The following is a 12,527-nucleotide window of genomic DNA, read 5'->3' on the forward strand; positions in this document are numbered from 1 at the left end:
TACGGTTATAAACATATATTTTAAAAATGTAAGATCAGTTTTTTTCTCTCTGGGCCTTGCGCGCTGCTTTTCTGTCTGCCCGTTTTTGCTCCCTTATTTTTTTTGCAATTACTTTTTGCTGTTTTACTGGATTCTTTTCAGGTACCACACCAACACCTGCAATATCCTTTATGCCCACAAAAACGGTTTTCCACATCAGGTTAAAAAAGGAGGCCGAATTAATTCTAGTATTGGCCATGCTTGCTGTTCTTGGTGCTTCGCCTTTTTGTGGATTTTCGTTTTTAACTAAAATGGCATTGGCCAAAAAAGACAAAAACCCTTTTTCCTTGGTTCCCTCTCCATCAATATTGTCTGATAAGAGCTTTACTTTTAGGTTTGTGTACAGCATGTTCATCTTGCCCGATGCAGATCTTAAATTTCCGTTAGCGCTGAAATCGATATGTTGTACATCACCGCTCTCTATCTCTATTAAACCCAGGGCTTTCGATAGTGGGTTTAAATTTTTTAGATTGAATTTACCCAGATTCCCACTATAGGTAAATGCACCATTATTATCGGTAAGATTAAAATCGATTTTTACGTTCAGCTTTCCTGAGCCCATTAAAAGCGAGTTTAAATCTGCCACGGCATGGTTCTTTTTGCGCAATTGCAAACTATCGTTGGTTACATTTAAAATGTTTCCTGTTAGTGCTTTAAAATCAACCGATCCAATTTTTTTACTCGCCGGGTTAAATTCAGCATATTTAACATTGATGTTTCTTAGCTTTACCGTATCAATCAGGGTAGGCATGTTTAATCTTTTTAGGGCCATATGCGGGTAGTTTCGGCCTTTATCAAAACCTGGTGGAGGTGGCGATTCGCGGCTCATAAAAACTTCTACATTTGCCGGGCCAATCCCCAACGATTTTGCATGCAGTTTCTGGTCGGTATTTAAACCAATAAAATCGACCCCGTGAAATTCTATTTTATCAAAATTGAAGTTATACCGGTCTTTCTGGATCTTGTATTTTCTTGCAAAAGGAAGCTCATCGTACAATGGCGTAAGATTAAATCCTTTAACCGTTATTTTTTTTGATGCAGTAGAACCTTTAATGGTGTCAACTCTCATTGAGTACATTTTATCTTTCGTTATCGATTTATAACCCGAAATCTGAAAAGATGCATCTTTTGTATAGTAAAATCTTGTTGTGTCGTTGCCCGAAAGCGAATCCAACAAGAAGTCGTTAATGTTGATATCGAGGTGTTTGATCGAGTTTTTGGTTTTTTTTGCTGCGGTTTTGTTAATATAATCGAAATCTGCATCTATAATTTTAATGCTTTTAACATGTATCGATTTAAAAGTTTTCGAAATCTGTTCGTAAAGCGATTTTTCATCTTTTATGCTATCGGCTTTCTTGGTCACTTTGTTAAAAATCATATTGATAGACGGCTTTTGTAAAAGGATTTCATTTACATCTATCCGCTTTTTAAAGTAGGCCGTTAATATTCCAACACGGCTAATCTGTAGTTTCTTTAATTTAAGCTCGAAAGTATGGGCAGGAGCCAGTTGTTTTTTCTTTAAGCTGTCGAAAACGGCTGTATCGGGTATTAGTGTAACATCGCGCAGCGCCAGGCTACCTGTAATTACATTTAAGTTAATGCTTTTAAAATCTATGCGGTACAAATGGTGCGAGCCATTATAAACCTCAGACTTAATTTTTTCGGTCAATATAGGTTTCCATCGGGCGCTTAAAAACATGGCGCCAAATGCAACAATTAAAATCAATATGCCGAATATGCTTCCTATCCAGATCCAAACTTTATTCTTATGCTGAGCTGTCATTTGTTATGGCTTATCGATATGTAACAGATAGAAGCGCGAAAGGTTTTTTTGAAGCGGAACGCCTAAAGAAAAGGAATGTTAATTGCTTTATTACTAAAATTGTTTTTTTGGAGCGTAAGGGCAGTATAAGCAATATTGTTTGCTCCTTTGCTACGCTTGTACGCTTTGGCCGTCGTACCTCCTGCCTGCATGGTACCGCTTCGCCAAGGGCTAGATGGGTTAGGACGGCAGCACTGAAAATAGTAGCAAGAACAGCTGTAATCTAAACCCGACCGTAGCGGGATCCCACAATTTTTTCAATTGGGGCAGAAGCGGGGGCGGGGCTGTAGCCCACCATTGGTACCGAAGCGTTTATTTCCAAAAAAAATCTTTTTTAACAAGCATGAAGTCATTTAGTGCCAATCTTAATACCGTTGCGATCTTCCCCTAATAGTAAGATTGCTTCGTCTTTCCTTCTCGCAATGACGTGAAGATCATAATCGTACTGTAAACATTTAAACAAAATATGTCAATTTGTCACTTTTAATTTTATTTATGTATTTTTGCAATCCCCAAAATGTTTTTAAATAATGATTGATTTACAAGTACAGGATAAGACGCACGATGAAGCAAGGCAAGGTGAAGCTTTAATTTTAGATACACCGATTAAAGCCGATGCCCGTAAATTATACATCGAAAGTTATGGTTGTGCAATGAATTTTGCTGATAGCGAGATTGTTGCTTCTATTCTTTCCGAAACAGGATTTGAAACCACAGGGGATTATCACCAGGCCGATGTAATTTTCATCAATACCTGCTCTATCCGCGAAAACGCTGAAACCAGGGTTAGGAATCGTTTGTCGCAGTTCGGTGTCGAAAAACGCCGTAATCCGAAATTAATTGTTGGGGTTTTGGGCTGCATGGCAGAACGTTTAAAATCTAAATTTTTAGAAGAAGAGCGGTTGGTTGATGTGGTAGTAGGCCCTGATGCTTACCGCGATCTGCCTAACTTAATTGAACAGGTAGAAAGTGGGCATAAAGCGGTTAATGTGCTTTTATCCCGCGAAGAAACTTATGCAGATATTAGCCCGGTACGTTTAAACAGCAACGGAATTACCGCCTTTATTTCCATTACCCGTGGCTGCAATAATATGTGTTCTTTCTGCGTGGTTCCTTTTACCCGCGGCCGCGAACGGAGCCGCGATGCTCATTCCATTATAAAAGAAGCAAAAGGTTTATTTGAAGCTGGTTACCGTGAGGTTACGCTTTTAGGCCAAAATGTAGATTCGTATACCTGGACATCGGAAGATGGAACAGAAACCGTAAACTTTGCGCAACTTTTAGAGCAAACAGCTTTAGTTAGCCCTGATTTAAGGGTACGTTTTTCTACTTCACATCCAAAAGATATTACCGACGAGGTTTTACATACGATTGCTAAATACGATAACATCTGTAATTATATCCACTTGCCAGTTCAATCAGGTAATACCCGGATATTGGAGTTAATGAACAGGACTTACACCCGCGAATGGTATATTAATCGTATTGATGCCATCCGTAACATTATACCAGGTTGTGCAATTTCTACCGATATCATTGCTGGTTTCTGTACTGAAACAGAAGAAGAGCATCAAGAAACCCTGAGTATGATGGATTACGTAGAGTATGATTTTGCATATAACTTCACTTATTCTGAAAGACCGGGAACTTTAGCAGCCCGTAAACTAGAAGATGATATTCCTGAAGAAGTAAAAAAACGCCGATTAGCTGAAATTTTAGCCAAACAACAGGCACATTCGTTAATGCGTTTGCAAGAGTGGGTGGGTAAAACCGTTCGTGTTTTAATTGAAGGCACTTCTAAAAAATCTGATCTTGATTATTGCGGAAGAGGAGATAGCGGAGCCATGGCGATTTTCCCTGCAATTGAAGGCGTTAAGCCGGGCGAATATGCAAATGTATTTATCGAAAAATGCACATCAGCTACGCTAATTGGTAAAATAGTTTAAAAGGTAGAGGGCAAGAGGCGTAAGGTCTAATATCTCAAATCTCAAATCTAAAGAATGGATACACAAAATATTAAACAACGGTTCGGTATTATTGGCAATTCGCCATTGCTTAACCGTGCCATCGATATTGCAAGCCAGGTAGCACCAACTGATATGTCGGTGTTAATAACAGGCGAAAGTGGTAGCGGTAAAGAGGTGTTCTCGCAAATTATTCATCAAATGAGTGCCCGTAAACACGGTGCTTTTATTGCTGTAAACTGCGGCGCCATTCCCGAAGGAACCATTGATTCTGAACTGTTTGGTCACGAGAAAGGATCTTTTACAGGTGCGCACGAGGCACGTAAAGGTTATTTTGAAGTAGCAAACGGCGGAACCATTTTTTTAGATGAGGTTGCTGAGCTGCCTTTGGGTACACAGGCGCGTTTGCTGCGTATTCTAGAAAGCGGAGAATACTTGCGCGTAGGCTCATCTAAAGTTCAGAAAACAGACGTCCGCATTATTGCCGCAACCAATGTTGATGTGTATAACCGCGTTAAAAACGGAAAATTCCGCGAAGATTTATATTACAGGTTAAATACCGTTCCATTGCGCATACCGGCTTTGCAAGAGCGTAAAGAAGATATTTATTTATTATTCAGAAAATTCTCTGCCGATTTTAGCGATAAATACCGTAGTCCTGCATTGCATTTGGAGCCAGATGCCATTCAGATCCTAACCAATTATAGCTGGCCGGGTAATGTTCGTCAGCTAAAAAATATTGCCGAGCAGATCTGTGTATTAGAGAAAGACCGTAATGTTACCGGACAGGCCATTTTAAACTATATCCCGAACGAGGCCGGAAGTAACCTGCCAATGACGATCAATGCGCAGTCGAAAGAAGATTTTACAGAAAGAGATATTTTGTACAAGGTACTTTTCGATATGAAAAAGGATATGGTTGAGCTTAAAAAACTCGTTGCCGAAATTATTCAGCACGGTGGAAATACCGCTACCGTTTTGGCAGATAATCCACAGTATATCAATCAGCTATATCGTGATGTAGAATTGCCAGCAGGGCAAGAGCATGCCTTTACCATTCAGCAACCTACACCAAGCAATAATAATAACAACAACAATAACAATGCTGATTATTTTGCGCATGAGGCCGAAGAGGTAGAAGAATCTTTGTCGTTAGTGGATAAAGAATCAGATCTGATTAAAAAAGCTTTAAAAAAACATAAGGGTAAACGTAAGTTTGCCGCGCAAGAATTGGGCATTTCGGAGCGTACGCTGTACAGAAAAATTAAAGAATTAAATTTATAAGTTCATCGCCTTTAAAAACAAATTATATTTATATACTGATGAAAATAAAAATATTTGCTTTAATCCTTGTTGCTACAATACTGAGTGCCTGCTCTTATAAATTCAGTGGAGCATCAACAACAGGATTAAAAACGGTGGTTGTTCGGGTGTTTGAAAACAATGCACCATTAGTGGTGCCAACACTAAGTAACCAGATTACCGAATCGTTAAAAACCCGGATCCGTAATCAGACCAAATTGATTATCTCTCCTACTGGTGAAGGCGATGCATCATTTGAAGGCAGAATAACAGGTTATGATATTAAGCCGGTTGCGCTTCAAAATAGTGCTACACCTACTTCGGGTGCAAACAGATTAACCATAACCGTTTCGGTAAAGTATAAGAACAATATAAAAGAACACGAAAAAGAAAGTTTTGAAGAAAGCTTTACCAAATATTTCGATTTTCCGATCAGTGGGGCACCAATTCAAACCTTATTGCCTGGGGCTATCGAAAATATCAACAAACAATTATCGGAAGATATTTTTAACCGTGCATTTGCGCAGTGGTAAATAAAGCAGGATTCTAAAAGACAAAATTTTCAAAACCCGTCTACATTTTTTTAACTTAGCGGCAAACCTCGATAATGGATAACAAAAAGCTACTGGCAGATTTACTTGCGCAACCTGGAAAGGTTGGACCAGAGCATGTATCCATGTTGCAGGAAATGGTGGCGCAATTTCCATATGCTCAGCCCATTCATTTACTGTTAGCCAAGGCTAATGCATCAGCAGTGCCAAAGGCAGCACTCTATAGCCAGGGGCATGTACTGTTCCATGTTTTAAATATGGTTTCGGTTCGTGAAACAACAGAAGAAGAAATTAATGAAGTATTTGCTGAAAATACACAGGATGAACGGGCAGTTTTTGAAGAAATAGGAGAATTAGCACCAGATCTTCACTCAGAAAACCCAGTAATTCCGATAGAAGCGCCAAATCAACTGCCAGATATTGATAGTCATTTAATGAACTTACCTGCAGATGATGATTCTTTTATTGAAAGTGTAGCTGCTACCGATTTCTTTGCCTTTGAACAGAAATTAAGTACAGATGTGGTTACGGCCGCACCAGAAATTGAAACGGTTGTTCCTGATGAGCCAGAAAGGAATTTTGTTTCGCAATATAACGACGATAAGCTTCCATATACGTTTTTATGGTGGCTGGCTAAAACGCGTAAAGAGCACGAGCAGATTTTTCAGCCTTATGCACACCCTAATGCTGGTAAGGTAAAACCACAGCCGCAAAATAACCAACAGCAAGAAAGAGCTGAGTTTCAACAACAGTATGTTGAACATATCTTTCATATTCAAACGCCTTTCGAAGTAGCTGATCATTTAGCCGAATATCCTTCTGCCGAAATTAAAGATGCAAAGGGAGCTGAAATTATCGAGCGGTTCTTAAAAGAAGATCCAACAATTAAGCCTCCGAAGCCAGAACAAATAGACAATGAAAATAAGGCAAAGAAAAGTGCAGAAGACAATTATGACCTTGTTTCGGAGACTTTAGCTAAAATTTATATCGAGCAAATGCTTTATCACAAAGCCATAGATACTTATAAAAAATTAAGTTTGAAATATCCGGAAAAAAGCCGTTACTTTGCCGACCTTATCCAATCTATAGAAAAGAAATTTTAAAATATAATATTACCATGGTAACCTTTTTAATCATTTTATTAATTATTGCGTGTGTAGCCTTAGGCTTGTTTGTTTTAGTACAAAACCCTAAAGGCGGAGGTTTAGCTACAGGTGGTGGCACCAGTAACATGTTTGGTGTACAGCGTACCGGCGATGTTTTAGAAAAAGGATCGTGGGTATTGTTAACCTTAATCGTAGTGTTAACCCTTGCCGTTACTACAATTGCTAAAACCAGCGGTGGTACTGCTGCGGTTGGAAATTCAGCTATTCAAGAGCGTTTAGACAAAACACCATCACCATCTCCACTCGGCGGAAATTTAAACAGCACTAAACCTGCTGCTTCCACTCCAGCTAAAACAGATTCGACAAAGAAATAAGTAATACTTACCCGTATTTTATAAAGCTTTCCTCAAAAGGGAAAGCTTTTTTGGTTTTTAATATTTCGTAAAGAATGAATCGATCCCCTTTATCTCTTAACACACATTTAATATAAAAGCTTTAAATTGCAACATGAAATTAAGTGTGCTGGTTCTATTTACTGCTCTCGCCGTTGGTCTTTCCATTGGGATGGTTAATTTTTATTTTCAGCATAGCCTGTATTACATGGCTATTTCTTTTGGCGTATCGTTTCTGTGTAGTTTTTTGGTTTTTTATTATTTGCTGGAAAAATATATTTACACTAAAATTAAACTCATCTACAAGCTCATCCATAACCTTAAATTAGGTAAAGATTTAAAAGATGCGCTTGGTGAGTATGTAAGTTCTGATCCGATTAATGATGTAGAGCAAGAAGTAAAAGAATGGGCGGGCGCGAAGAAAAAAGAAATAGACCTATTAAAAAAACAGGAACAGTTTAGAAGAGAGTTTCTTTCAAATGTTTCACATGAGTTTAAAACACCGCTTTTTGCCATTCAAGGTTATATCGAAACTTTACAGGACTGTTTGGTAGATGACCCGGATCAAGCTGTTTTATTCCTAAAAAAAGCGGAAAACAATGTCGAGCGACTGAGTTATTTAATTAATGATTTAGACGTTATTTCAAAATTAGAAACAGGCGAATCGCCAATTAACTATCAAAAATTCGATTTTGTGCAGCTGGCCAAAGAGGTAATGGAAAACCTCGAAGACCGCGCCGAAGCGAAAAACATTAAACTCTTTTTTAAAGATAAATATACGGCCATTACTTTGGTTTCGGCCGATCGCGAAAAGATCAGGCAGGTTTTGATTAACTTAATGGTAAACAGCATTAAGTATGGCATTGATGGTGGCGAAACAGCCATTAAGATTTTTGAACTTCATGATCAGGTTTTGATCGAAGTTACCGATAATGGCATCGGTATAGAAGAAAAACATTTGTTACGCTTATTTGAACGCTTTTATCGCATCGATACTCACCGGGCGAGAGAAGTTGGAGGCACAGGTTTAGGCTTGGCCATTGTAAAACACATTTTAGAGGCACACCAGCAAACAATTTCAGTAAGAAGTACGCCGGGCATAGGCACAACCTTTGCTTTTACGCTACAAAAAGGAGGCTAGCCTTAGCGCCTTGATAATCATTCTTCCATTTTTGCCACGGAAACACGGAGCGCACGGAAAATAGGGCATCTGATTTCGTTCTGAAAAGCAATTTACCACTGTTGATAACCTATTTATTTCATTGTCAGTTACCTGAAAGTATAGGAATAAAGCACACCTGACTAAATAAGGTGATAATTAGTTAATATAATTAAGAAATTAACATTAACTTAACATTGGGCTTGTAGCTTTGCAACATATTAAAAATTAACATGAACAATATTTTTAAGTTCTTTACACCTCAAGACAAAAAGTTTCATCCGCTTTTCGAGCAAGCAGGTAGCAATGCATTAAAAATTGCAGAAACCCTTTTAGAAATGGTTAGCACAGGTGATGCTGAAAGCAGAAAAACAATTTTTAAAGAAATTGAGCGCTTGGAACATGTAGGTGATGATATTACCCATTCAATTTTTCTTGAACTGAGCAGGAACTTTATTACGCCATTTGATAGAGAAGACATCCATGCGTTGGCTACTGCCGTTGATGATGTTGCCGATTATATTTATGGTACTGCAAACCGTATGCAGATGTATAACATGAATACCATTAACGAGCCGATTGTTAAAATTGCCGAGCTTTTGGTAGAAATGTGTACTGATATTGATAAAGCAATTAAAGAGTTACGCAGTTTCAAAAATATCCGCGTAATTGCCGATGCTTGTATCCGTATTAACAGTGGCGAAAACCAGGCTGATTATGTATTTACATTAGCGGTAGCCCGTTTATTCGAATACGAAACCAATGCGATTGAATTAATTAAACAAAAAGAGGTTTTACAAACGATAGAAAAAGCGACAGATAAGTGTGAGGATGTGGCGAATGTGCTTGAAACTATCTTGGTTAAAAACGCTTAATAAAAAACAAACATGGTAACTACCTTATTGGTTGTTGTTGTAATTCTGGCTATTGCTTTCGATTACATTAACGGCTTTCACGATGCCGCTAACTCGATTGCAACAGTTGTTTCTACAAAAGTTCTTACGCCTTTTCAGGCGGTTTTGTGGGCTGCGTTGTTCAATTTCGCTGCCTACTTTTATTTTACCGACCACAAAGTAGCCAATACAGTTGCTAAAACGGTAATCGAAAATTATATCACTTTAGAAGTTATCCTTGCAGGTTTGGTTGCTGCAATTATCTGGAACCTTTTAACCTGGTGGTATGGTATCCCTTCAAGCTCATCGCATACTTTAATCGGTGGTTTTGCTGGTGCAGGTATGACGCATGCTTTACTTACTGGCGCTAGTCCGATGGATGCTGTAAACATGGGTTATGTAGTTAAAATTGTATCATTTATTGTATTAGCTCCAATAATCGGTTTGGTAATTTCAGTGGTTTTAACATTAATTATCATCAATATTTGCCGTTATGCGAAGCCTGCAACCGCTGAAAAATGGTTTAAACGTTTGCAGTTATTGTCATCTGCAGCATTAAGTTTCTTTCATGGCGGTAACGATGCGCAAAAGGTAATGGGTATTATCGCCACAGCATTAATTGCAGCAAAAGTAATTCCTGATTTTAACTCTATGCCTGCGTGGGTGCCAATCGCTTGTTATTCGGCAATCTCATTGGGTACAATGAGTGGTGGCTGGAAAATTGTAAAAACAATGGGTTCTAAAATCACCAAAGTAACAGCACTTGAAGGCGTTGCGGCAGAAGGAGCCGGGGCAATTACATTGGGTATTACTGAGCATTTCGGTATTCCGGTTTCTACAACGCATACCATTACGGGTTCGATCGTGGGTGTAGGTGTAGTTAAAAGCGTTTCTGCAGTACGTTGGGGTGTAACCATTAACTTAATCTGGGCCTGGATTTTAACCATCCCTGTTTCAGCTACATTGGCTGCAATAATTTATGCAGCAATTTATTACTTAAAATAAAAACAAAATCCTTTAATATACTTAAGAGACCAAAGCATTAGCTTTGGTCTTTTTTGTTGGTTTTTGTTTTTTACCACAGAGAACATTAGGCTTATGGTGCTTACCACAGAGGCCGCGGAGTTTTACACGGAGTAAAACCGAGCTCCTGGGCCTAACTTTATGTCCTCTGTAGTTTTCTCTGACTACGCTCAGACTGACATGCGAAGGGACTTCTTAAAAGAACAGGAAGTTTATTAGGAAATATTGGGTGCTTGAAACCTTTCGCTGAGTCAGCAATAAATAGCTGAAAATTAAAACTTAACGCTTATTTCGACTAAATCAGTCCCGTTTTTAGGCAATACCCAATCCGGACCTTCTTGAATAAGCCGTTTCGCCTCCGCATCAGCTTTTTTGTTCAGCGATTTTATAACACTGATATTTGTTGGCCGCCCGTTACTTTTAACTTTGAAGCTTAAAATCACAAATTGTTCTGGGCCTTTAGGGTTGTAAAGTTTATTGTTGTTCTCTAAGTATTGACTATAGTTAATGGTAGAAACCGGAATAGGCTTCGTAATATCATCGGGCGATTTTCCATCCAGGTTTTGTTCTGCGCGCAAGGTAATTTTTGGTGCAGCGATATTTTCTTTCTTATGCCCGTTTGAACCTGTAATTAAAGCGATTTCATTTAATGATTTATTTCCGCTTAATGCGCTTTTAATAGCATTAGGGTCTTGCAGGCCAGCTACAGGCAATTCTTTAAAACCAATAGCATTAATCAATAAGTCCTTATCTTTTGCATTGCTATCGGCAGGCAAATAAAAATAACCTTTAGCATCTGTTGCAGTTACATTTTTAGAGCCCGCTAACTTTACCACAGCACCCTGAACAGGTTGGCCATTGCTTTGATCTACAACGTTGCCACTAAACGCGATTTTACTTGAGCCAAATGCTGGTGCTGCTTCCACTACCGCCTCACTTATCGTAACTGCGCTTGGTCTGTAATTGCCAAAGCCTACCGCGCTCTTCGCTTTAGCGCGATTGCTCTCGGTTGCAATTTTCGCCGCTTTTACCTGGGCCATTTGTTGCGCTGCCCGTTCTAATGCAGGTTTCACTTTAGTGTTTTTCGCTAAATCGCCTGTTTTTGCGGCTGTAATTGCCTTATCAATCAAAGCTGCCTTTGTCGAATTCTGAGTAACGGTATCTTCTTTAGGTTTAGCTTGACTTGAAGCAATTGCTGTTGTGCTATCTAACTGAACCATCACGCCTCCCTGTTTATGTGCAGCAATTTCTGCATTCCTGCGGTTAGTTTCGCGCATAAAGAATAAAATGCTTACCGCAATAAATGCTACGGTTGCTGTTGCTGCAATACTTAACCTTTGGGTAGTAATGCCCCAAAGCTTGCGTTTTATAGGTTTTTCAGAAACACGGTCGTACAGTTGTTTTTGTAAAATAGAAAGTGTTTGCTTGCGTTTGGGTGATTGTTTCAGTCCCTCCAATGCTTCGGCAACAAAAGGATCTTCTAAGGCCTGTCTTTCTACGAAGTGCATAGCCTTAGCATCAAGCTTACCATCCAGGTAATCTTCCAGAACATCAATATCTAACCAATCGTTATTCACTACTGTTTTTCTCTATACAAATCTTTAAATTCCGTTTACCATTTTGGATGTAACTCTTAACTTTAAGCATGTCGTAGCCCGTAATATCGGCCACTTCTTTGTAGCATTTTTCTTGTAAATAAAATAAATCTACGCTTTTTCGCTGTTCTTCAGGTAAAGTTTCCATACACTTTTCCATAATGGTAAGCTGCGTTTCTTTCGTGTTGTCTATATCCAGATGCACAAACTCGCTATTTTCCACAAAAGTATCGTCTAATGAGACATTATTTTGCTTCGCCGATTTCCGTAGTGCCATTAAACAATGGTTCCGCGTTAAAACATGAAGCCAGCTTTTAAAGTTCTGTACCTCATGTATTTTCAGCTTCGTTACCAGTTCTTCAAAAATCTGCATTACCGCATCCTTGCTTTGCTCCTCATCTTTAAAGTAGTTTAAGCAAACCCCGAACACCAAATGCATGTATTTATTGTAAAGCGTACCCAACGCGTCTAAATCGCCCGTATTTTTATACTCGGCAATCAGTTTGGCGTCGTCTTGCTGGGCGTTACCAGCTGTGTTTTTTATAAACCTCAAAAAATGGCAGCTATTTCGAATTATCTTTCAAGTATAAAAAATATTTCTGAGTGATGGCGCATAAACTAATTTTTTAGGAAGAGAAGGTCTTAAATATTTTACGTTGTTCACTATCTTTTTAAATGGTT

At 38.7% G+C, this 12,527-nt stretch carries 11 protein-coding genes; 8 read left to right on the forward strand and 3 right to left on the reverse strand.

What is annotated here, in order from left to right:
• Positions 1-34: 34 nt before the first annotated feature.
• Positions 35-1,822: an AsmA family protein gene (locus EYS08_RS13755; RefSeq protein WP_131030590.1), complete on the reverse strand. Its 1,788-nt coding sequence runs from the start codon at positions 1,820-1,822 to the stop codon at positions 35-37.
• 569 nt (positions 1,823-2,391) lie between these two features.
• Between EYS08_RS13755 and miaB the strand changes: the two genes are divergently transcribed.
• From miaB to EYS08_RS13795, 8 genes are all read left to right on the forward strand, one after another.
• Entirely contained in the window at positions 2,392-3,807 is a 1,416-nt protein-coding gene (gene miaB / locus EYS08_RS13760; RefSeq protein ID WP_131030591.1) for a tRNA (N6-isopentenyl adenosine(37)-C2)-methylthiotransferase MiaB, read from the forward strand.
• 54 nt (positions 3,808-3,861) lie between these two features.
• Positions 3,862-5,109, forward strand: a complete 1,248-nt coding sequence (locus EYS08_RS13765; protein WP_131030592.1) for a sigma 54-interacting transcriptional regulator — start codon at positions 3,862-3,864, stop codon at positions 5,107-5,109.
• Between the two features lie 38 nt (positions 5,110-5,147).
• A complete protein-coding gene (locus EYS08_RS13770; RefSeq protein ID WP_131030593.1) occupies positions 5,148-5,660 on the forward strand; it encodes an LptE family protein in 513 nt (170 codons plus the stop codon).
• Positions 5,661-5,734: 74 nt separating this feature from the next.
• Positions 5,735-6,781: a hypothetical protein gene (locus tag EYS08_RS13775; RefSeq protein ID WP_131030594.1), complete on the forward strand. Its 1,047-nt coding sequence runs from the start codon at positions 5,735-5,737 to the stop codon at positions 6,779-6,781.
• A gap of 14 nt (positions 6,782-6,795) precedes the next feature.
• On the forward strand, positions 6,796-7,158 hold the full coding sequence (secG, locus tag EYS08_RS13780; protein WP_108197142.1) for a preprotein translocase subunit SecG: 363 nt from the start codon (positions 6,796-6,798) through the stop codon (positions 7,156-7,158).
• A gap of 133 nt (positions 7,159-7,291) precedes the next feature.
• Entirely contained in the window at positions 7,292-8,317 is a 1,026-nt protein-coding gene (locus tag EYS08_RS13785) for a sensor histidine kinase (RefSeq protein WP_086548560.1), read from the forward strand.
• Positions 8,318-8,568: 251 nt separating this feature from the next.
• Complete coding sequence (locus EYS08_RS13790) at positions 8,569-9,210, forward strand: DUF47 domain-containing protein (protein WP_029274248.1); 642 nt, start codon at positions 8,569-8,571, stop codon at positions 9,208-9,210.
• 12 nt (positions 9,211-9,222) lie between these two features.
• Positions 9,223-10,233 carry an inorganic phosphate transporter gene (locus EYS08_RS13795; RefSeq protein WP_131030595.1) on the forward strand — a complete coding sequence of 337 codons (1,011 nt, stop codon included), beginning with the start codon at positions 9,223-9,225 and terminating at the stop codon, positions 10,231-10,233.
• Positions 10,234-10,523: 290 nt separating this feature from the next.
• Here EYS08_RS13795 and EYS08_RS13800 read toward each other — a convergent pair whose 3' ends face one another.
• Both EYS08_RS13800 and EYS08_RS13805 read right to left on the reverse strand, forming a co-directional pair.
• Positions 10,524-11,828: a carboxypeptidase-like regulatory domain-containing protein gene (locus EYS08_RS13800; protein ID WP_131030596.1), complete on the reverse strand. Its 1,305-nt coding sequence runs from the start codon at positions 11,826-11,828 to the stop codon at positions 10,524-10,526.
• Positions 11,821-12,399 (reverse strand): RNA polymerase sigma factor, encoded by a 579-nt coding sequence (locus EYS08_RS13805; protein ID WP_131030597.1) that lies wholly within the window; start codon positions 12,397-12,399, stop codon positions 11,821-11,823. The genes EYS08_RS13800 and EYS08_RS13805 overlap by 8 nt, the downstream gene beginning before the upstream one ends.
• Positions 12,400-12,527: the final 128 nt, after the last annotated feature.

The sequence above is a fragment of the Pedobacter kyonggii genome (assembly GCF_004310665.1).
GTDB classification, from domain to species: domain Bacteria; phylum Bacteroidota; class Bacteroidia; order Sphingobacteriales; family Sphingobacteriaceae; genus Pedobacter; species Pedobacter kyonggii.